Origin of the sequence: Solibacillus sp. (assembly GCF_040273735.1) — a bacterium.
Lineage (GTDB): Bacteria > Bacillota > Bacilli > Bacillales_A > Planococcaceae > Solibacillus.
In genome coordinates, this window is sequence record NZ_JBELZM010000003.1 from 15,738 (window position 1) to 37,890 (window position 22,153).

General features: G+C 39.0%; 21 protein-coding genes and 1 other annotated feature. Of the genes, 14 read left to right on the forward strand and 7 right to left on the reverse strand.

What is annotated here, in order from left to right; genetic code table 11:
• The first annotated feature begins 120 nt into the window (after window positions 1-120).
• Window positions 121-1,317, forward strand: coding sequence for a methionine adenosyltransferase (metK, locus tag ABS917_RS04385; protein ID WP_350477852.1), 1,197 nt, complete (start codon window positions 121-123; stop codon window positions 1,315-1,317).
• Window positions 1,318-1,413: 96 nt separating this feature from the next.
• Here the strand turns inward: metK and ABS917_RS04390 are convergent, their stop codons facing one another.
• Entirely contained in the window at window positions 1,414-1,926 is a 513-nt protein-coding gene (locus ABS917_RS04390) for a gamma carbonic anhydrase (protein ID WP_350477853.1), read from the reverse strand.
• 253 nt (window positions 1,927-2,179) lie between these two features.
• On the opposite strand from ABS917_RS04390, the gene ABS917_RS04395 reads away from it, so the two are divergent.
• Window positions 2,180-2,983, forward strand: a complete 804-nt coding sequence (locus ABS917_RS04395) for an alpha/beta hydrolase (protein ID WP_350477854.1) — start codon at window positions 2,180-2,182, stop codon at window positions 2,981-2,983.
• Between the two features lie 131 nt (window positions 2,984-3,114).
• The gene (locus tag ABS917_RS04400; RefSeq protein ID WP_350477855.1) at window positions 3,115-4,575 is read left to right on the forward strand and encodes an alanine/glycine:cation symporter family protein; all 1,461 of its coding nucleotides are present in this window, start codon (window positions 3,115-3,117) and stop codon (window positions 4,573-4,575) included.
• A gap of 21 nt (window positions 4,576-4,596) precedes the next feature.
• Here ABS917_RS04400 and ABS917_RS04405 read toward each other — a convergent pair whose 3' ends face one another.
• The 3 genes from ABS917_RS04405 to mnmL are packed head-to-tail and all read right to left on the reverse strand — an operon-like array spanning window position 4,597 to window position 6,580.
• Window positions 4,597-5,004, reverse strand: a complete 408-nt coding sequence (locus ABS917_RS04405; RefSeq protein WP_350477856.1) for a pyrimidine dimer DNA glycosylase/endonuclease V — start codon at window positions 5,002-5,004, stop codon at window positions 4,597-4,599.
• 41 nt (window positions 5,005-5,045) lie between these two features.
• Window positions 5,046-5,627, reverse strand: a complete 582-nt coding sequence (gene mnmM / locus ABS917_RS04410; protein ID WP_350477857.1) for a tRNA 5-(aminomethyl)-2-thiouridylate-methyltransferase MnmM — start codon at window positions 5,625-5,627, stop codon at window positions 5,046-5,048.
• Window positions 5,624-6,580: a tRNA modification radical SAM protein MnmL/YtqA gene (mnmL, locus tag ABS917_RS04415; RefSeq protein WP_350477858.1), complete on the reverse strand. Its 957-nt coding sequence runs from the start codon at window positions 6,578-6,580 to the stop codon at window positions 5,624-5,626. Before mnmL ends, mnmM begins: the two co-directional genes overlap by 4 nt.
• A 133-nt stretch (window positions 6,581-6,713) precedes the next feature.
• Between mnmL and ABS917_RS04420 the strand changes: the two genes are divergently transcribed.
• The 7 genes from ABS917_RS04420 to trhA all read left to right on the forward strand — a co-directional run bounded on the left by ABS917_RS04420 (window position 6,714) and on the right by trhA (window position 14,186).
• The gene (locus tag ABS917_RS04420) at window positions 6,714-7,883 is read left to right on the forward strand and encodes an MDR family MFS transporter (RefSeq protein WP_350477859.1); all 1,170 of its coding nucleotides are present in this window, start codon (window positions 6,714-6,716) and stop codon (window positions 7,881-7,883) included.
• A 51-nt stretch (window positions 7,884-7,934) separates the two neighbouring features.
• Window positions 7,935-8,149, forward strand: a binding site (T-box leader).
• 112 nt (window positions 8,150-8,261) lie between these two features.
• Window positions 8,262-10,676 carry a leucine--tRNA ligase gene (leuS, locus tag ABS917_RS04425; protein WP_350477860.1) on the forward strand — a complete coding sequence of 805 codons (2,415 nt, stop codon included), beginning with the start codon at window positions 8,262-8,264 and terminating at the stop codon, window positions 10,674-10,676.
• 149 nt (window positions 10,677-10,825) lie between these two features.
• On the forward strand, window positions 10,826-11,344 hold the full coding sequence (locus ABS917_RS04430; RefSeq protein ID WP_350477861.1) for a sigma-70 family RNA polymerase sigma factor: 519 nt from the start codon (window positions 10,826-10,828) through the stop codon (window positions 11,342-11,344).
• Entirely contained in the window at window positions 11,325-12,257 is a 933-nt protein-coding gene (locus ABS917_RS04435) for a hypothetical protein (protein WP_350477862.1), read from the forward strand. The genes ABS917_RS04430 and ABS917_RS04435 overlap by 20 nt, the downstream gene beginning before the upstream one ends.
• A 12-nt stretch (window positions 12,258-12,269) precedes the next feature.
• Window positions 12,270-12,809 (forward strand): hypothetical protein, encoded by a 540-nt coding sequence (locus tag ABS917_RS04440; protein WP_350477863.1) that lies wholly within the window; start codon window positions 12,270-12,272, stop codon window positions 12,807-12,809.
• An 81-nt stretch (window positions 12,810-12,890) separates the two neighbouring features.
• The gene (locus tag ABS917_RS04445) at window positions 12,891-13,325 is read left to right on the forward strand and encodes an SRPBCC family protein (protein WP_350477864.1); all 435 of its coding nucleotides are present in this window, start codon (window positions 12,891-12,893) and stop codon (window positions 13,323-13,325) included.
• 219 nt (window positions 13,326-13,544) lie between these two features.
• The gene (gene trhA / locus ABS917_RS04450; protein WP_350477865.1) at window positions 13,545-14,186 is read left to right on the forward strand and encodes a PAQR family membrane homeostasis protein TrhA; all 642 of its coding nucleotides are present in this window, start codon (window positions 13,545-13,547) and stop codon (window positions 14,184-14,186) included.
• 39 nt (window positions 14,187-14,225) lie between these two features.
• On the opposite strand, the gene ABS917_RS04455 is transcribed toward trhA, so the two are convergent.
• Both ABS917_RS04455 and ABS917_RS04460 read right to left on the reverse strand, forming a co-directional pair.
• Window positions 14,226-15,041, reverse strand: coding sequence for a cysteine methyltransferase (locus ABS917_RS04455; RefSeq protein WP_350477866.1), 816 nt, complete (start codon window positions 15,039-15,041; stop codon window positions 14,226-14,228).
• An 89-nt stretch (window positions 15,042-15,130) separates the two neighbouring features.
• Window positions 15,131-16,384, reverse strand: coding sequence for a BaiN/RdsA family NAD(P)/FAD-dependent oxidoreductase (locus tag ABS917_RS04460; protein WP_350478065.1), 1,254 nt, complete (start codon window positions 16,382-16,384; stop codon window positions 15,131-15,133).
• 262 nt (window positions 16,385-16,646) lie between these two features.
• Here ABS917_RS04460 and ABS917_RS04465 point away from each other — a divergent pair, with 262 nt between their 5' ends.
• Window positions 16,647-18,263, forward strand: a complete 1,617-nt coding sequence (locus tag ABS917_RS04465; RefSeq protein ID WP_350477867.1) for a putative polysaccharide biosynthesis protein — start codon at window positions 16,647-16,649, stop codon at window positions 18,261-18,263.
• Between the two features lie 52 nt (window positions 18,264-18,315).
• Window positions 18,316-19,026 carry a pseudouridine synthase gene (locus ABS917_RS04470; RefSeq protein ID WP_350477868.1) on the forward strand — a complete coding sequence of 237 codons (711 nt, stop codon included), beginning with the start codon at window positions 18,316-18,318 and terminating at the stop codon, window positions 19,024-19,026.
• Window positions 19,027-19,216: 190 nt separating this feature from the next.
• On the opposite strand, the gene ABS917_RS04475 is transcribed toward ABS917_RS04470, so the two are convergent.
• A complete protein-coding gene (locus tag ABS917_RS04475; protein WP_008408196.1) occupies window positions 19,217-19,438 on the reverse strand; it encodes a DeoR family transcriptional regulator in 222 nt (73 codons plus the stop codon).
• Between the two features lie 326 nt (window positions 19,439-19,764).
• Between ABS917_RS04475 and pepV the strand changes: the two genes are divergently transcribed.
• Both pepV and dat read left to right on the forward strand, forming a co-directional pair.
• Complete coding sequence (gene pepV, locus ABS917_RS04480) at window positions 19,765-21,159, forward strand: dipeptidase PepV (RefSeq protein ID WP_350477869.1); 1,395 nt, start codon at window positions 19,765-19,767, stop codon at window positions 21,157-21,159.
• A gap of 19 nt (window positions 21,160-21,178) precedes the next feature.
• Window positions 21,179-22,030 carry a D-amino-acid transaminase gene (dat, locus tag ABS917_RS04485; protein ID WP_350477870.1) on the forward strand — a complete coding sequence of 284 codons (852 nt, stop codon included), beginning with the start codon at window positions 21,179-21,181 and terminating at the stop codon, window positions 22,028-22,030.
• Window positions 22,031-22,153: the final 123 nt, after the last annotated feature.

A 22,153-nucleotide genomic window follows, 5' to 3' on the forward strand; every position in this document is an offset into this window, starting at 1 on the left:
AAATATAGCTTGACGTTAAAAAGGCGGATACGCAGAAGCGTAATTGCAATATGACGGACATGGGTAATGAGTACCGTATCAATAAAAAACAATTGCCAAAGTGATTTAGGAGGAAATGACATGACAAATCGTCGACTGTTTACATCAGAAAGTGTAACGGAAGGACATCCGGACAAAATTTGTGATCAAATCTCGGATGCCATTTTAGACGCTATTTTAGCTGCAGATCCAAATGCACGTGTAGCTTGTGAAACTACGGTAACAACAGGCTTAGTATTAGTATCTGGTGAAATTACAACTTCTACTTATGTAGATATGAAAGGAATTATCCGCGATACAGTAGCAGAAATCGGCTATACACGCGGTAAGTACGGCTTTGATGCTGAAAATCTTGCAGTACTAGTAGCAGTGGGAGAACAATCACCAGACATTGCACAAGGTGTTGACCAGGCATTGGAAGCACGTGAAGGTTCAATGACTGAAGATGAACTTGAAGCAATCGGTGCAGGCGACCAAGGTTTAATGTTCGGTTATGCATGTAACGAAACACCTGAACTTATGCCGATGCCTATTTCTTTAGCTCACAAATTAGCGCGTCGTTTAACAGAAGTGCGTAAATCAGGGGAATTGGAATATTTACGTCCGGATGGTAAAACACAAGTAACAATCGAATATGATGAAAACAATGTACCGGTTCGTGTGGATACAATCGTTATTTCAACACAGCACGATGAAGAAGCAACATTGGAACAAATCCAAACAGACATTAAAGAACACGTTATTAAACCGGTAGTTCCTGCTCATTTATTGGATGAGGCTACAAAGTACTTCATCAACCCGACAGGCCGCTTCGTAATCGGCGGACCTAAAGGAGATGCAGGTCTTACTGGTCGTAAAATAATTGTTGATACTTACGGCGGTTATGCGCGTCATGGTGGCGGAGCATTCTCTGGTAAGGATGCAACGAAAGTTGACCGCTCTGCAGCATATGCAGCACGCTATGTTGCTAAAAACATTGTAGCAGCTGGCTTAGCTGACCGTGCTGAAGTGCAACTGGCATATGCAATCGGTGTTGCACAACCTGTTTCAATCGCAGTTGATACGTTCGGTACAGGAAAAGTAGCTGAATCACAAATCGTAAATTGGGTTCGTGAACTTTTTGATTTACGTCCTGCAGGCATTATTAAAATGCTTGATTTACGTCGCCCAATCTATAAGCAAACAGCAGCATACGGACATTTCGGTCGCACAGATTTAAATGTGCCATGGGAAAATACGGATAAAGCAGCTGAATTAAAAGCAAAAGCAGGAATTTAATAAATAAAGGAGCATCCAGTTAAATGGATAGCTCCTTTTTTATAATTTCCAGTTAACCATCTAATTAATAGGTAGAGATTTCGACAAACAGTGAAATTACTTCTGAAGCGATTTATAGTATTGTCCCTTCGCTACATATTCGGAAATAATCCGATCCATATCTGCACGATCTTCTGCAGTTACTTCACGTACGACTTTTGCTGGGCGACCCATTGCTAAACAATTAGGAGGTATCACTTTTCCCGGTGGAACAAGACTGCCGGCACCGACAAATGCTCCCTCGCCTATAACGGCCCCGTCCAATATGATGGAACCCATACCAACTAAAGCGCGTTTTTTAATTGTACAGCTATGTAATATAACTTGATGACCAACTGTTACTTCATCTTCAATAATGAGAGGATAAGCGGGACTTTGGTGAAGGCAGCTCAAATCCTGGATGCTGACACGGTCGCCAATTATTGTTTTGTTCACATCGCCTCGGATTACTGTGTTAAACCAAATTGAAGTTTCGGCTCCTATAGTCACATCACCGGTGATTGTGGCATAGTCGGCAATAAATGCGGAAGGGTGGATCGTCGGTATTTTATCCTTGTAAGGGTAAATCATTTTCATTTCCTCATTTCTTCTATAAAATTGTAGATAAATCTATAGATATCGTAACAAAACGTGAAGATTTTTCAATTAACATTTCTTTTAGATTGGAATGTATTATAATTAAACAAACAAATAGTAATATAATGATGCCGAGATTAAAGAAGGCACAATATCGTAATTTTTTGATACTCGTTAAAACTCGGACTTAATTTTAAATGTCACATGTTTATGACATAAAAATAATTTATATGTAAGGAGTTTGGCCATGTGGAAATGGGAAACAGATCAACAACCAAAAGCCGTAGTCGTTATTCTTCATAGCGCATATGAACATCATCGGTGGTACGCATGGTTAATCGAAAAGTTCCGCAGTTCCCACTTTCACGTTGTAATGGGAGATTTGCCGGGACATGGAGAGCAAGGAAAGTATACAAAGTATCATGATGAGGATTTTAAAGAATATTACAAGTATACAAAAGTGTTATTGAAAGTGGCACTGGAATATAATTTACCGCTTTTTATCGTCGGAAATGGGCTAGGGGCTGCGATAGCTACGTATGTGCTCCAGAACAATAAAATAGAATGTGCGGGTGTCGTTTTAACATCCCCTTGGTTTAATTTAAAGCTGGCACCGGGAAAATTGTCGAATGCTTTATCAAGCTTCAGCGCCATTACATCGAATGTTAAGCTTAAACATGAGTTGGAGACTCATCATCTTACCAGGAATACAGATGTGTTAATGGAGTTAAAAGAACAATTACCGCTGACGAGTATGGTGACGGTAAAATGGTATCGTGACTGGCAGCAGATGACGCGTACTATCCGTAATCCTGAATTGAAGTTTCCGGATATCCCGGTTTTATTAATGACGGGTGAAAATGATAAAGTAACAGATATCGGTACATCAAAAAAGTGGATTACCGAGCATACACTTTCCGAGTTTCATTATAAACAATGGAAAGGTTGTCTTCATAGTCTGTATTTTGAATTGGAACGGGAAGATGTCTTTCAGTTTACAATAGACTATATTAATAATGTTTTAAGAGATTTAGGATATATTATTGAGTAAAGATAAACCTAACAAAATCATACTTTGTTAGGTTTATTTTTTTTTCATTAAAAAAATATATCGAAATTTTCGAATATTTGTAATATACTAAATTTCAAATTAATACATTATTTCAACAAGGGGGGTATAGTATGGGTTTTTTGAATGATTTTGTAGGATGGGCTAACAATATTTTATGGGGTCCTGTCATGATTTATGGTATTTTAATCGTTGGTCTGTTTTTCTCCATCCTTACAAAGTTCGCGCAAGTCCGGTTAATTAAAGATATGTTCATACTAATGTTCAAAGGAGAGAAGTCTGACGCTGGTGTATCTTCTTTCCAGGCAATGTCGATTGCTTTGTCGGGTCGTGTCGGTACGGGTAATATCGTCGGTACGGCTTCAGCAATTGCTTTTGGTGGTCCTGGAGCGGTGTTCTGGATGTGGGTTACAGCATTTATCGGCGCATCAACTGCGTACATGGAATCGACGCTTGCGCAGATTTATAAAGAGAAGAAAGATGGGCAATATCGTGGGGGTCCAGCGTTCTACATTGAAAAAACAACAGGGATTCGTGCATTAGGTATAATTTTTGCAATTGCGATGATTGCGTCTGTTGCTTTTTTAATGCCTGGTGTTCAGGCGAATGCCATTGCAGGTGCGGTTGATAATGCTTTCGGTATCGAACCATGGATTACTGGTTTAGTTACAATTCTTTTATTAGCTGTCATTATTTTTGGCGGTGTTAAACGTATTGCGAACACAGCGCAAATTTTAGTCCCGTTCATGGCATTAGCGTATTTATTAGTTGCCGGCATTATTATTATTATGAATATTACAGCAGTGCCTGAAGTGTTAGGATTAATTTTCCGCAGTGCATTTGCGGCGGATGCGGTATTTGGCGGAATGATTGGTAGCGCTATTTTCTGGGGTGTAAAACGCGCAATCTACTCAAATGAAGCAGGTCAGGGTACTGGTGCACATCCAGCAGCTGCTGCAGAAGTATCACATCCGGCAAAGCAAGGTTTAGTGCAAGCAGCATCAATTTATATTGATACATTACTAGTATGTTCTGCGACAGCATTAATGATTTTATTCATGGGTACATACAATGTCCATGAGGGTAGTCAAGATGGAGCTCTAATCGAAGCCAAAATGGATGAGACAATTACGTATTCAGGCTTTACACAAGCAGCTGTTAATGATGCGTTCCCAACTTTAAACAACTTTGGTTCAGGTTTTGTAGCGGTTGCACTTTTCTTCTTTGCCTTTACAACATTAATGGCATATTACTACATTGCTGAAACGAATGTTTCATATATGTTTAATGGCAGTGCAAGACGAATAGGGATATTTTTAATGAAGTTCGTATTACTTGCATCCGCATTTTACGGAACAGTTAAAACATCCGATTTAGCATGGGCATTCGGTGATGTCGGGTTAGGATTAACGGTTTGGATTAACGTAATTCTATTATTATTCATTATGAAGCCAGCCCTCATAGCATTAAAGGATTATGAGCAACAGAAAAAAGAAGGAAAAGACCCGGTATTCGATCCGAAAAAGCTTGGTATTAAAGGCGCGGATTTCTGGGAGACATATAAGAAAGATTAGAAGATTAAAAGGAGCAGCTAATTAAAAAGCTGCTCCTTTTTTCATTGAATAATACTGCTTTAATGCCTCGAACTGTTCAGAAGTAAAGTCTTTTTGTCCGCGAATATATTTTTCGTATAAATTGTAGTAGCAAATTGTTAAATACTCATCATTATGATGCCGGCTGTATGGCGGGTAGTTTTCGGGATTATGAAGGTCGGCAAAATAACGATTCATTTTATCAATCGTACGAATCGTAATGCCACGGGCGCGCATTTCCTCCAGAACAATTTGTGTATAAATATATAAATCCTCTTTCGGATATTCGTAAATATAATTAATTAATACATGTTTGTCTTCCTTTACGAAAATGCTGTTCAACTCACGCCACTGGGCAAGAAGCTGACTTTTCGGAATAAAAGGGATTAACTCGGTATGCCATAAACGCATCATTTCACCTCATTAAAGATATGAAAAAGAGCTAAGAAAACTTAGCCCTCTATCGGAAATTCTTTTACTTTTTCTAATGCAATGATAAACGGGGGATCATTTTTCTGATTCATAAATTCATAGCGCAGAACATGTACATGTTTTTGCGGTAGGTCACTAACATAGCGAATCACTTCGTCGCGCTCATCTTTTCCGCCTTCATGGCCGTGATAAACGACTAAAACAATCATTCCACCGACTTTTAACAGCTTTAATAAACTTTCAATCGCTTGGATCGTAGTGTTCGGCTTTGTTACAATTTCATGGTTGCTGCCTGGCAGATAACCAAGATTAAAAATTGCGGCTGATACAGGTTTGTGAATATAGTTTGCTACATTTTCATGCCCGTCTTTTAAAACGATTGCCCGATGCTCAAGTGCATTATCGAGCAGACGGTGCAATGTTGCATCAACCGCTTCCTTTTGTACGTCAAACGCATACACATAGCCGTCATCTCCAACGAGGTTTGCTAAAAAAAGCGTGTCATGTCCATTTCCTGCTGTTGCATCGACTGCAATATCACCCTCGGAAACTGACATTTCCAATAAAGTTTGGGCATATTGAAGAACACGTTCTAATTTCATTTTGTCACTTCCGCCTTATAAAACTTCCCTTGGTAAGAACCGCGACGTTCCAGCTCCGCATCAATTCCGTTCAGAACTTCCCATTTGTTTACAGACCACATCGGACCGATCATTAAATCGATTGGACCATCACCAGTAATACGATGGACGATCATTTCAGGTGGAATAATTTCAAGCTGATCTGCCACGAGTTGGATATAAGCATCCTTTTCCATAAACTCCAGCATGCCTTTTTCGTATTGCTTCACAAGTGGTGTTCCTTTTAAAAGATGCAGCAGATGGATTTTAATTCCTTGTACATCAAGCTTCGCCACTTCACGGGCTGTTTCCATCATCATATCGTAATCCTCTAAAGGCAATCCGTTAATAATATGTGTCACGACACGAATACCATGCTTGCGCAATTTATTAACACCTTCTACATATGTTGCGTAATCATGTGCGCGGTTAATTAAATTGGCTGTTTTTTCATGAACAGTTTGAAGTCCAAGCTCTACCCATAAATACGTACGTTCATTTAACTCTGCCAAATATTCTACAACATCATCTGGCAAACAGTCAGGGCGCGTTGCAATAGAAAGTCCCATTACTCCTTCACAGGCAAGTGCTGCTTCGAACTTTTCCTTTAATACTTCAAGTGGAGCATGCGTATTTGTATACGCTTGGAAGTAGGCCATAGTTAAGCCGTCTTTCCATTTGTTCTCCATTTTTGCTTTAATCTTTTCGAACTGTACCGGAATCGGATCGACTTTACTGCCCGCAAAATCTCCTGAACCTGCTGCCGAACAGAATGTACAACCGCCAAAAGCGACCGTGCCGTCACGGTTTGGGCAATCAAACCCAGCATCCAAAGCAACCTTGTAAACTTTTTTTCCGAATTCATTTCGTAAATAGCGATTCCATGTATAATAACGTTTCCCGTCTGACGGGAAAGGGAAATTTGTTTCAGTCATTCCTTGTTCACTCCTCTAACGTATTATTCTAACACGGACAGAACATCGTGTCCTAATAGAAATCTTTTTCTTGTACAAATTCCTGTTAAAGAATAAACTAGTAAATTGAGCAAATATTGAAGGAGGAAGTTGATTGCCGAAACAAGTATGGTTTTTAATTATTGGCACATTTGTAAATACGGTCGGAAATTCATTTTTATGGCCTTTAAATAGTATTTATATTCATGATCATTTAGGGAAATCTTTAACTACAGCTGGAATTGTCCTTATGCTAAATTCATTGGCAGGTGTGTTCGGCAATCTAGTAGGTGGTTATTTATTTGATAGATTAGGTGGCTATAAGGCAATTTTAATTGGGGTTGTATTTAATTTAATCTCAATCACTCTGTTGACGATTTGGCATGACTGGCCGCAGTACATTGTGTTTTTAACGATGATGGGCTTCAGTGGAGGAATTGTGTACCCTGCGATTTATGCGATAGCAGGGAGTGCCTGGCCAGAAGGAGGACGACGTGCGTTTAACTCAATCTTTTTGGCAAACAACGTAGGGGTCGCGATTGGCCCGGCATTGGCAGGGATTGTTGCTGATATTAAGTTTGACTATGTATTTAGTGCGAATCTATTTTTCTATGCTATATTTTTTGTGCTTGTCATCACGACATATAAGCGTTTTGATATGAAGGGACTGACAACCAAACCGTTCTCAGGAAATGAGACAAAAAGAAGAAATAGGGGACCGATTGTTGCGCTCAGTATATTAAGTATATCTTTAATCGTCTGCTGGTTAAGCTACTCTCAATGGAGCGCGACTATTTCTTCTTATACACAAGGGTTAGGAATGAGCCTGTCCGAATACAGTTTATTATGGACAATCAACGGCTTCATGATCGTTGCAGTTCAACCGATTATCCGACCGCTTGTCACACGTTGGGAAAACAAAATAAAACATCAGCTGGTGCTTGGTCTCATACTGATGTCGCTATCTTATATTGTCGTTTATTTTGCCCATGACTTTAAGATGTTTGCTGCAGCGATGGTCATTTTGACGTTTGGGGAAGTGTTCTTTACACCGGTCATTCCGATGATTGCCAATAAATTAGCGCCTCATGGACAAGAAGGCTTCTATCAAGGGCTCGTCAATAGTGCATCTACAATTGGACGGATGATTGGGCCTGTGTTTGGCGGTCTTATGGTAGATTTATATGGCATGCAAATTTTGATGCTTATATTATCACTGCTCATTGTCATCGCTATTATTCCATGTCTGGTCTTCGATCGTACGCTAAGAAAAGAACAAACATAAAACAGTTACTTGTACTTTTGTGTTGAATTCGTTAAAATGAATGAAATAATAATATTGACTGTGATGAGGAATAGTAAATGGACGCACTTTATAGAGAGCTGGCGGCAGGTGGAAGCCGGTAAGTGTCAAATTGAACTCGCCTCGGAGTTTGCTTTAGTGAAGTAATAGTAGCTAATGGCCGTGTATTCGCGTTAAGAAATGAAGCTGAGTGCTGCGTCACTAATTTGGGTGGTACCGCGGGAGTAAAAATACCTCTCGTCCCTTCTTATCATAAGATGGGACGGGATTTTTTTATTTTTTAAATATTCTGTCAAATCATTGATGATGCGCCTAAAATACATAAACCACAGCAAGAATATATTTAAAGGAGGAATTATTGTGAGTTTTAATCATCAGCAAATTGAAAAAAAGTGGCAAACGTTTTGGGATGTCAATAAAACATTCAAAACTGAAAATGAAATGGATAAGCCAAAGTTTTATGCATTGGATATGTTCCCGTATCCATCAGGTGCGGGTCTGCACGTAGGACACCCTGAAGGCTATACTGCGACAGATATTTTATCTCGTTTTAAACGTATGCAAGGCTATAATGTTCTTCATCCAATGGGTTGGGATGCATTCGGTTTACCTGCAGAGCAATATGCACTTGATACAGGAAATGACCCGGCTGAATTTACGGCGAAAAACATCGCGACATTTAAACGTCAAATTAACGAGCTAGGTTTCTCTTATGACTGGGATCGTGAAATTAATACAACCGACCCGTCATACTACAAATGGACGCAATGGATTTTCACTAAGTTAGTGGAAATGGATTTAGCGTATGTAGATGAAGTGGCAGTAAACTGGTGTGAAGCATTAGGTACAGTACTTGCAAACGAAGAAGTAATCGACGGAGTTTCTGAGCGTGGCGGTCACCCGGTAGTACGTCGTCCGATGCGACAATGGGTACTGCGTATTACTAAATATGCAGACCGTTTAGTCGATGATTTAGTTGATGTTGACTGGCCTGAATCAATTAAAGAAATGCAGCGTAACTGGATCGGCCGTTCTGAAGGCGCACAAGTGAAATTCACAGTTGCCAACACAGACAAAAACTTCGAAGTATTCACAACACGTCCGGATACATTATTTGGCGCGACATACTGTGTATTAGCTCCAGAGCATAAATTAGTAGCTGAAATTACTACTGCAGAGCAAAAAGAAGCGGTAGAAGCTTACTTGGAAAAAGTATCATTAAAGTCTGATCTGGAACGTACAGACTTAGCAAAAGAAAAAACAGGTGTATTCACAGGCGCTTATGCAGTGAACCCGATTAACGGCAAACAAGTGCCGATCTGGATTGCGGATTATGTATTGGCAACATACGGTACCGGTGCAATCATGGCTGTTCCTGCACACGATGAACGTGACTATGAATTCGCGAAAGAGTTCGATTTAGAAATTATTCCGGTTCTTGAAGGCGGAGACATCGAAAATGAAGCATTCACTGGTGATGGTGCTCACATTAATTCGGACTTCCTAAACGGATTAAATAAAGCGGATGGCATTGCGAAAGCAATTGAATGGTTAGTGGATAATGGTGTAGGCGAAAAGAAAATCACTTACCGTCTACGTGACTGGTTATTCAGCCGTCAACGTTATTGGGGTGAACCAATTCCAGTAATTCACTGGGAAGATGGCACTATGACTACGATTCCTGTAGAAGAGCTGCCATTGGAATTACCGAAAACAACAAACATCCGTCCTTCAGGTACAGGTGAATCACCACTTGCCAATATTGAAGAATGGGTGAATGTAGTTGATCCAGTAACAGGCAAAAAAGGACGCCGTGAAACGAATACAATGCCGCAATGGGCTGGTTCATCATGGTACTTCCTGCGCTATATCGATCCGAAAAATGATCAGGCGCTTGCAGATCCAGAACTATTAAAACACTGGCTTCCAGTCGATATTTATATCGGTGGTGCAGAGCACGCGGTACTTCACTTACTATACGCACGCTTCTGGCATAAAGTGCTTTATGATTTAGGACTTGTTCATACAAAGGAACCGTTCCAAAAGTTATTTAACCAAGGGATGATTCTAGGTGAAGGTAATGAAAAAATGTCTAAATCAAAAGGCAATGTAGTAAACCCGGATGACATTATCGCTTCACACGGTGCAGATACATTACGTCTATACGAAATGTTCATGGGTCCACTGGAAGCTTCTGTCGCATGGAGTACGAACGGTCTTGATGGGGCACGTCGTTTCCTAGATCGTATTTGGCGTCTATTCGTAACAGATGAAGGGAAGCTAGCTGCAAAAATTCAGGATTCTTCTGATACAACATTGGAAAAAGTGTATCACCAGACTGTGAAAAAAGTGACGGAAGACTATGAAGGCATTCGCTTCAACACAGCGATTTCACAAATGATGGTCTTCATTAATGATTGCTACAAAGCGGAAGTAATTCCTACAGAATATGCAAAAGGCTTCGTGAAGCTTTTATCACCAATCGCACCGCATATTGCTGAAGAGCTTTGGTCGATTTTAGGACATGAAGATACAATTACGTATGCAACATGGCCAACATTCGATGAGTCGAAACTAGTAGACGATGAAATCGAAGTTGTTGTTCAAGTTTTAGGTAAAGTACGTGCAAAAGTAACGGTTGCAAAAGATATTGCTAAAGAAGAGTTAGAAAAAGTTGCTTTAGCAGACAGCAAAGTACAAGAATTTATCGAAGGAAAAACAGTTGTGAAAGTAATTGTCATCCCAGGTAAATTAGTCAATATCGTTGTTAAATAATAAGTGCAATATCCAAAAGCCATTTTTCTCATAGAGGAAAATGGCTTTTTGTTATGTTTCAATTCAAAATTCTAAAAGAAATTTCCAGAAAGTGAAACAATTTCTTGGAAATGTGCGACTATAAAGAAAACAGTGAAAGGAGGGGGACTGTGTCGGCGCATTTAGAAGAAGTAATGATGGCATATGGCGAATATTGTATGCGTGTTGCCTATTTATATGTGAAGGACTGGGCAGCTGCGGAAGAAATTGTGCAGGACACGTTTTTAGCTTATTACAGGCAGCAGGAACGATTCGAAGGCCGTTCTTCTTTAAAAACATATTTAGTGAAGATAACGATACATAAAAGTCATGATTATTTAAGAAGCTGGAAACACAAAATGACCCATATTTTACCTAAAAAGCTTGTCGCTCCTTCCATTGAACAAAAGAAAATTTATGAAGAACAGCAATCGGAGCTAGTCGAAGCTTTGTTGCAGCTTTCGATTAAATATCGTGAAGTACTTATTCTACATTATTACGATGATTATAAAATCAGGGAAATTGCAGAACTTTTAAAGGTAAGTGAAAACACTGTAAAAACGAGACTTGTTCGTGGTCGAGAAAAACTGAAGCCGCTGTTAGTGAACTTTGAATGGGAGGTGCAGCAATATGACGAAATGGAAGGATGAAATTGACCGCTATATCGGGGAAGAACAAAAATTCACACCTGAAATGAGAGCCAAAATATTGCATAAAGCATCAAAACGTTCGAATAACTGGCGGTATAGGCTGACTGCAATTTCGTTTTGTATCATTGTGTTCGTCCTTTTTTTAATAGGACCAACTCAAGTTGAACCTCCTGTCCAAACAGCAACACCTTTGGAAAGGCTTATTGAAGAATCAACGGTGAAAGAATTTTTTATAAGTTCCAAATATAGTGAACCGGAACAATTTTTTGCGCGGGATTCAAGTCGTTATATGGGTGTGCATGCATTTAAGAAAGATGAAGATGCCCTCGATATGAACAGGCTTTTACATGATATAAAGCTGGTTGAACGTCCTTATAATAATGGTTTTGAAAAAGATGTACTTATAGTGATGTCTAATGGTGAGCATCTAAAGCTGAAATTTTATAAGAGTGGCGGATGGTTCGCAGTTCAAGATGTTCGAACAAAGCTATTTTATAAACTTGAAGATACGTCAGCGGTCAATTACTCAAAATGGGATCAAAAAGTAGAGGAAGCTGGGTTCAGTTTTGGGGAATTGGCCATGATTGGAGGAATAATTATAATACTTTCCTACATTTTAAAGTTTGCACTAAAATTGCCGAAGTCCAAGCAAAAACAACAAAAAACAGTTAGCTGGAAAGGTTCTTTAGTCTATTTAGCAGTCTTTTTTTCAATGCACTACTATAATAATTATTTGCAGGAACATGAATATGTAGTTTATCAAGATCTTCAATTTATAGTATATGCGCTTGGAATGATTGTTGTTTTGCCATTAATGGAAGATAAGGATAAGCCTAAAAACGAGCAAATTTATGACTGGGTGATGAAAGCAACATTCTTACTATTCTTATGGATTCTATTCTTTTTCGGGTAAGGAGGGCAATGGATGAAAAAACTATTATTAATTGCGTTATTATTCTTACTTAGTGGCTGTACCGCAGATATGACCGCTAAGGAACATTATCCTGTGGAGAAAGATTATCCTTTTGATGAACAGCTCGTACAATCAGTACCGAATGATGTTACTCTAAAAATTTATCCAAGGAGCAATGAATTTCAAATTTCTTTTGTGACGACATATGAACAGGCTGCATTTTTAGCAAGAAATGAGCCGTATTTAATATATGAAACAGTAGAAGGAAACTTTGTATTACCTAAAGCGGATTTAAAAATTGGAGAACGAATTGAAATAGATGATAACGTGTATTATGGCATGAGCATAAAAGTGATCGGTACACAGGTTGAATGGGAAGGAGTGCCACAGTCATTTACACATCTTCGCTTTCTGTTAGAGGATAAACAGTTGATGACATTGAATATTGGAAGAATCGCTTTTGATGGGGAAGCTAGACGTGTTCGGGTGGAAAGTACAACGAATGAGAAACTAAGGAAAATAGCACAAATCTTGCATGAAAAGCAAAAATAACTATGTTGCGTAACCGATTTCTATGTATACTAGAATAGTAAATGGTCACATTTAATGAATTGAAGAAAGAAGTGTAACAACATGGCACAAGCATCACATTCAGTACAAATCCCAGTTAGTCAGGAAAAAGTATGGGCTTTCGTAAGTAAAATTGAAAAATGGGCTGTATTAGTTCCAGCTTACAAAGAGCATAAAGAACTGGATGCCCAAACATCACATTGGACATTCGAAGGAAACTTTAAAGGCTTAAAGAAAAAAGTTGAAATCGAAATTAAAATTATCGAAATGAATGAGCCTTCTAAAATCAACTTTGAAATTACAGGGCTATCAGATAATATTAAAGGCGGCGGGGAATTTACAGCTGAGCCTAAAGATGGCGGTACATATATGACAGGTACTGTAGAAGTAACTGCTGGCGGTCTTTCAGGCGCAGTATTGAATCCGGCAATTAAAGTATTATTGCCGAAAGTAACGACGCGTTTAACAGAAAAAATCGCTCGTCATATTCAAGCATAGGACGAACAACAACTCACTGGAAAAAATTTTCCCCAGTGGGTTTTTTATTTTGTTAGAAGGGGGTATAGCTTTTATGGAAAGACCCCCTTCTAAAGCTTTTACTCCAGAAATGATAGTTTCCAGCAAATCCATGATAAATATCATATGGAAAGTATGACAAGTTCTTCTATAACAACTAAATACATTTTTTTATAATTGAATAATGAAAGAGGTGGCTTTATGACACAAATCATGATGGAACAAAGTGGATATAGTACAAAGGAAGAATTTTGGAACGGGCTGACGCACGGAGTTGCCGCATTGCTGACGATTCCCGCAACATTGCTGTTAGTAAACAAAGCCCAGCAACAAGGCACAACATTAGAGCTTGTTAGCTATATTATTTTTGGTATTTCAATGTTTTGCCTGTATTTTGCTTCAACGATGTATCATTCATGGCCGAAACATAAAACATTTCTGAAAAAGCTCGATCATAGCTCAATATTTTTACTGATTGCAGGAACATATACACCGATCGTATTAGTCGCAATTGGCGGCAAATTGGGTTGGACAATTTTTGCGGTTCAATGGATTTTAGCCACAATCGGTATTGTGCTGAAACAATTTTTTGTTTACCGTTTTAAATTACTGTCGCTGTTTGTTTATATCGGGATGGGCTGGCTTATTATTTTTGTAGCCAAGCCGTTATTCGCACATATAGGAATCGCAGGCTTTGCCACATTATTAATCGGAGGACTATCCTATACAGTCGGCACTTACTTTTACAAAAATGACCGCATTCCATACAACCATGCAATTTGGCACTTATTTGTTATGGGCGGCAGTGTCGCGATGTTCTTCGCAATTTACTTATATGTATAAACAAAAGAGTCAATCCCTTATTGGGGATTGACTCTTTTTCTATATGCTCGCTGTAAACTTTTCGATTAAATCCTGCAAATAATCGTCGTATTGTTCTTCGTTGCGTTTTTTCATCTCTTCCAAAATCTGATTTAAAAATGTTTTGTTGTCCATGAACTGATCCGGCAACGTTTCATATAGTAGCTGATGATGGTAATTTTCCTGATCCAAATAAAGCTCAAAATAATAGCCGAGCTTTTCGTCCTCATTGAACATATGCATCATGCAATCTACTTCATAGCATTGCATAATAAAATCATGTTTAAAGCCAGCCTGAACGGTAAATGCAATATGTCCGCCTTCACCATCTAATTTAAATGGATCCATATCTGAAATCATTTGATTTTTATGCATGAGCCAGTACAGTTCATTTGCCTGACGGTTTGTCGTAAAGCTTGTAATTCCTTTCGGCGCATTTTCAATGAAGAAATGCTTTGCCAGTTTTGCTTGCACGGCCTCTTCAATTGATGAGGAAGAAGCGATTTTGTCGAGCTGCTGACAGACGATTTGCAATAGTGATGGACTTTTTTGCAAATGTTCAACAATCTTTTTTAATTGCATCGGGCAAACATTTGGGATATTGACTAAATCGACAGCCAAAGTCATACCGACACCTTGTTTATTTAAGCCGAGTATCAAATATAATGGAACACTTTTCGCATAGGAGTTATTTTTTTCGACATAGCAAAAAACACGAATGGAAAAGGTAAATTCATCTTTATTACGATTGCTTATTTTAGTGCAAGATAAATGAGTTTGCATTAGCTCATCTGATGCTAAATAAAGCATAGTCTGGTTTTTTTGAGAATTATTCATCGTGCCGTATCCTCCTGAGTGTACATACCTCTTATGATACTAGGGAATGATGAGCAGTTCTAGTATTTTTACGATTAAAATCAGAAACGTTACTGTTGACCCGCACTCATACCCGCAATTCGTCCTGTTACGAGCGCGGAAGTAATATTATAACCCCCCGTATAACCGTGAATATCCAAAATCTCACCACAGAAGTAGAGTCCCTGTTTTTTCTTGGAGGCCATTGTTTTTGGTTCTATTTCTTTTACCGAAACACCGCCCCCTGTAACAAATGCCTTTTCAATCGGTTGGGTACCGTGAACGTCCATCGTAAATGCGACAAGCTCACGTGCAAAGTTGCGAATCTTCTCCTGAGATAATTCTATGCCTGTTAACTGTGCGTCAATACCTGCACGCTCCATTAAAAATAAGAGCCATCGTTCTGGAACAAGTGATTTCCATAAGTTTTTCACAGCTTTTTTCGGTTCTGCCTTAATTGTTTTATTTAACATTTGGAAGCAAGTTTCTTCGTTATATTCCGGTAATGATTGAATACGGACTTGTACTGGTGCACTGCCTGATTTCAGCTGCTCTTTTACGATAAACTGGCTGCAGCGTAAAATGGCAGGTCCGCTTAAACCAAAGTGAGTAAACAGCATATCCATCTGATGTGTTACAAGAACTTTTCCTTTTTTGTTCAAAACAGAGACAGCGGCATCGCGTAAAGCCAGCCCTTGTAGCTCACGTGATTGTATGAATGGTTCCTTTGATGTTACTGGAACTTCTGTCGGATAAAGCGTAGTAACCGTGTGACCTGCCCGTTCTGCCCACGGGTAACCGTCTCCAGTTGAGCCTGTTTGAGGAACAGCTTTACCACCGACTGCTACAACAACTGCGTTTGTACGGATTTCTTCGCCGCTTTCCAAACGTACACCATATATTTTTTCTTCATCCATGAGCAATTTATTGACTGCCGTGTGTAAACGGACTTCCACTTTTAATCGTTTCATTTCATTGACAAGTGCATCTACGACATCCTGTGCGCGGTTGGATACAGGGAACATACGCCCGTGATCCTCTTCTTTTAATGCCACACCTAGTCCTTCGAAAAATGCAATAATATCTTCATTATTATAAACGGTAAAGGGGCTATATAAAAAGCGTCCATTGCCGGGAATATGTTTAATGATTTCTTCCGCTGATAGTCGGTTTGTTACGTTACAACGTCCACCGCCCGATATGGCCAATTTCTTTCCTACTTTTGAGCCTTTCTCAAGGAGGAGCACTTTTTTGTTTTGCTCGGCTGCGGCGATTGCTGCCATCAATCCTGATGGACCGCCTCCTATTACAATTACATCATACATAGATAATTTCTCACTTTCTTTTGCAATAATTTTTTCGTTCAACGGATTTTTCTCTTACTTATTATACACGAAGTGAAGAAACTATTTGAGTAAATGGTCTTTCACATGTAAACTTGTAAAAGGAAATGTACGGGAACTTTTTAATGAGAGTACCGTCACAAGAAGGAATTTAAATAATGTAAATAAATAACTTGCTTTACGATTCGTATTGTAAGCAAATTGTTATACTGAGAGAATTTCATATAGAACGGTAGGTTATTTCATGTCTTCATTAATGAAAGGAACAGCCATATTAACAATTGGGTTGTTTCTATCAAAGCTTTTAGGGTTAATTTATATTTTCCCGTTTTACGCCATTGTAGGTGAAGATAATATTGCTTTATACAATTACGCCTACATTCCTTATAACATTATGTTAAGTGTTGCCATTGCCGGACTGCCGATTGCAGTATCAAAATTCGTATCGAAATATAATGCGCTCGGGGATTTTGATGCCGGCCGCAGACTAGTAAAAACAGGTGCTTTACTGATGACGCTTACAGGAATTGTAGCGTTTATTATAATGAATCTGCTTGCAACACCACTTGCAAATATAGTGATTGGCAGTGAAGAACAGACATTTACTGTGGAGCAGGTTGCGAACGTTATCCAGTGGGTGAGCTATGCATTAATTGTTGTGCCGTTTATGAGTTTAGTACGTGGTTACTTGCAAGGGTACGGGCACTATTTGCCGACATCTGTTTCTCAGTTAGTTGAGCAGATTGTGCGCATCGTCTTTTTACTAGGTGGGGCGTTCATCGTTGTCAAAGTTATGGACGGTGATGAGATAACAGCAATTAATTTCTCGGTATTTGCCGCTTTTATTGGAGCGATTGGCGGACTTTTGACATTGTTTTATTTTTGGAAAAAGCTGCGTCCGGAGATTAAATCTGTTCAGGTTGTAGCACCGAGAGAACAGAGACTACCTTATTCGGATATGTACAAAGAGATTTTTAAATATTCGATTCCCGTTGTTTTCGTCGGATTGGGGAGTTCCTTATTCCAACTTGTCGATTTGCTGACATTTAACCGTGCGATGCATGCAAGTGGAATACCGGCGGAAATTTATGAGCTGTATTTTACAATGCTCAATTTGTTAACACAAAAAATCGTTATGATTCCTGTTGTTTTGGCGACAGGCTTTTCGATGGCAATCATTCCGACAGTGACGAAATTTTATACGGAAGGTAATTTGCGGCAAGTACATAGTTCGATGGATAAAACGTATCAAGTGCTGCTGTTTATTACTGTACCGGCAGCGATCGGAATTTCGATTTTAGCGGAAGATTTATACCATTTTTTCTATTCCTACAGCGAAATGGGTACACAAGTATTAAGCCACTACGCACCGCTTGCCATTTTCTTTGCATTATTTACTGTAACGGCCGCGATGTTACAAGGGGTCAATTACCAAAAATGGGTCATCTTCAGTTTACTTGTCGGCCTGCTTACAAAAACGATACTAAATATACCGCTTATTCACCTTATGTCGGTTGATGGTGCTATTTTAGCGACAGCGATCGGCTATGGAGCGACAATCGCAATTAATATTTTTGTCATTAAAAAAGTGACAAATTACAATGCGACTGTTGTTTTACGACGTATTCTATTAATTATTATTTTGACAATTGTAATGGCTTTAGCGGTATGGATTACACATATTATTTTAACAGCGATTGCACCGGCTGATACGAAAATATTGGCACTTCTATATGCAATTATTTGTGCAGGGGTCGGAGCTGTTTTTTACGGAGCGATTTCTTATAGACTAGGGTTAGCCCAATTATTATTAGGTGAAAAATTCACAAAAATTGCTCGTAAATTAAGATTAGTAAAATAAAAATGTGGACGTCTCCACAAAAAGGCGTCCCCTTTTTTAAATGGAGGACTTTATGCGTTTAGATAAATTACTGGCTAATATGGGCTACGGCTCAAGAAAAGAAGTTAAACTATTATTAAAGCAAAAAGCTGTAACAGTGGACGGTGTTACAGTGAAAGACTCAGCAATGCATGTGAATCCTGAAAAACAAAATGTTTCGGTATTTGGCGAGCGTGTGGAATATGTGGAGTTTATTTATTTAATGATGAATAAACCACCGGGTGTCATATCAGCTACCGAAGACCGCTACGATCAAACGGTCATTGATTTACTGGATCCGGAGTATCAGCACTTTGAGCCATTCCCTGTCGGACGTTTGGATAAAGATACGGAAGGGCTGCTGCTAATTACCAATGACGGCAATTTAGCACATAATCTGCTTTCTCCTAAAAAGCATGTCCCAAAATGGTATTACGCCAAAATTGACGGGGTAGTAACGGAAGCCGATATCGAAGCCTTCGCACAAGGTGTAACATTGGAAGATGGTTATCATACAAAGCCTGGAGAATTAAAAATATTAGCGTCTGGCGAGCAATCGGAAATTGAGCTGATGATCCAAGAAGGGAAATTCCATCAAGTGAAGCGCATGTTTGAGGCGGTAGGCAAGAAGGTTACGTATTTAAAGCGTCTTTCAATGGGAACATTGAAGCTTGATGAAGAGTTGGCATTAGGTGAATACCGCGAACTGACAGAACAGGAGCTTGAGCTGTTAGCGACAAAATAATAAACAAAGGAAAAGCGAATGCCCCGACGAAAAGGCATTCGCTTCTTTTAGTTCTTGTGTCAAGAACTAAGTGAACGCTTGCTGACTCAGCAATGTTCATAATATTTCATGTGTAACTGATCGACACCTTACGTTATGTTGGGACAATTAGTCCTTTCTCACAAAATAAGAATCAGCCGCTTTCAAAATTCTAAGATGTCATTTTTACTTTTTTCTTCGTCGTTGTCCATTTACCCCGACTTGGACTCATTACCAAGTCATTGAAGGCTAACACATTCAAATCTCTTTGAATGGTGCGAGGAGTGATGTTAAACTCTTCGACTAAATCCTGTGTAGTCACTTCTCCTTTATTGAGGATAAACATATACACGTCTTTAATACGATTAAGCATTCTATCAGTAGTTGGCTTCATTTCTAAAAACCACTCCTTCGATCTTAAATTCTCATGGCATAAGACTAGCGGACGACAAAATATGTGCGGAGTGCACTTAGGCTTTAGTAGTTTGCCTTAGACATCCCCTTTTCTGAAAGTTTGGTCAGAATAGATGTTCTGACACATACATTATAGCGGAAAACCAAACAGATTTCCAGAAATGAGAGACGAAAAACACTATTTTTACAGAAAATTCATATATTTAATATTCCTAGAAATATAGGATGTTACGAATTTGTCAAATGATTATTGTAATTTTAACAAGAAGGAGTACAATAACAATATTATAAAAATGAGGTGTATTAATGGATTGGTTACAACTGGCTCAGGCAAGAAAAGAAGAGCTTATTCAAGAATTGCAGCAATTGATTCAAATAGAAAGTGTAAAAGATGAAAATAATTTTTCTGATATAATGCCTTTCGGTGCTGGTCCGAAAGCAGCATTGGAATTTATGCTTCAAAAAGGTATAGAGCAAGGGATGACTACAAAAAATGTGGATCATATGGCCGGCCATATTGAAATGGGGCAAGGTGAAGAACTTGTTGGTGTGCTTTGCCATGTAGATGTTGTGCCTGCCGGAGATGTTGCAAGCTGGACATATCCTCCGTTTGAAGGGCAAGTGGCAGATGGAAAATTATTTGGTCGTGGTGCGATTGATGACAAAGGTCCAACAATGGCAGCTTGGCTTGCGATGAAACTGATCCACGATGCGAAAATCCCTTTGAAAAAACGTGTACGAATGATTATCGGTACAGATGAAGAAAGCGGATTCCAATGTGTAACGCGCTACTTCGAAAAAGAGGAAATGCCGACAATTGGTTTTGCACCTGATGCAGATTTCCCGCTAATCAATGCTGAAAAAGGTATTGCTCATTTAACGTTCTCCAGTAAAGAAAAACGATCGGGCGATGAGCAATTACTGTCATTCTATGCAGGTAGCAGAACAAATATGGTGCCGGATGAAGCAACCGCTACTTTAAAATATGCCGGAAAAAGCACAAATGAGAATTTTCTGAAATATTTAAAAGAAAATGGCGTTGAAGGCACTTTCACTAAAAATGATAATGGGATTATAATTGTTGTGAAAGGTAAATCAGCTCATGCAATGGAACCGGAAAAGGGACGAAATGCAGCAGTTTATTTAGCAAAGTTTTTACAGAATGTTGTAGAGACAAAACAAAGTAAGTCGTTTGTCGATTTTATAGTCCGTGTTTTTGACAACGATCATTCTGGAACAGCATTGGATTTCCAATTTGAAGATACGATGTCGGGCCCGACAACATTAAACCCTGGAATCGTAACTTTTGATGAGCGCGGTGCGTCAATTGAAGTGAGTATGCGCTATTCGGTAACGTATCCATTTGAAGAAAAAATAACGAAAGTACAGGCATTACTTCAACATGAAACATTTACATTAGATGTAGTGAACAATTCAGCCCCGCATTATGTGAGCGAGGAAGATCAATTGATTCAAACATTGCTGCAAGTATATCGCAAATACAGCAATGACTACTCGAAGCCACTTTCAACTGGCGGAGGGACTTATGCTCGCGTTATGAAAAAAGGGGTCGCATTCGGAATGCTGTTCCCAGGCGAACTAGATGTTGCCCATCAGGCCGATGAATTTGTTGATATTGATAACTTGATAAAAGCGACTGCGATTTATGCAGAAGCAATAGTAAATTTAGCAACTAACTAATAAAAAGGTGGTATTTGAGATGAGCTTTAGTTTATGGAATGATCAAATTGTAAAAAATGAAGAAGTATTGGTGGACAAGGAAGACCGAGGCTATCAATTTGGCGACGGTGTGTATGAAGTAGTAAAAGTGTATAATGGGGAACTATTTACAGCGACTGAGCATATTGACCGTTTTTATGACAGTGCTGAAAAAATCCGCATTACGATTCCTTATACAAAAGATAAATTACACCAATTACTGCATCAACTTGTAGAGGAGAACAACATTGACACAGGTCATGTTTACTTCCAAATTACACGTGGTGCCGGCCCTCGTAACCACATTTTCCCTGGTGATGATGTGAAACCGGTATTGACTGGGAATGCGAAAGAAAATCCACGTCCATTAGAAAACTTTGAAAAGGGTGTAAAGGCTACATTTGTGGAAGATATTCGCTGGTTGCGTTGTGATATTAAGTCACTGAACTTGCTTGGTGCAGTTCTTGCGAAACAGGAAGCATATGAAAAAGGATGCTATGAAGCGATTCTACACCGTGATGAGATTGTTACAGAAGGTTCATCTTCAAACATCTACGGGATTAAAGAAGGTGTACTATATACACACCCAGCCAACAATCTCATTTTAAATGGGATTACTCGTCAAGTAATTATTAAATGTGCAGCAGAAATCGGTCTTACTGTTAACGAACAGGCAATGACGAAAGAGCAGCTGCTTGCTATGGATGAAGTAATCGTTTCTTCAACAACATCAGAAGTAACTCCGGTTATTGAAATTGACGGCACAGTTATCGGCAACGGGACACCGGGCGAATGGACACGTAAATTACAATCACAATTTGAAACAAAAATTCCAAAAGGCATTAAAGCATAATTTAGTACGCCGTATTATATTAATAAGCAAAAAATTTATTGCGAACAAGTTAATTGGAATGGAAGGGGAGGCGAGTGTTAGTGCTGTCGGCTTCACCTTTCGCACTGTGAAAACATCAGCTGA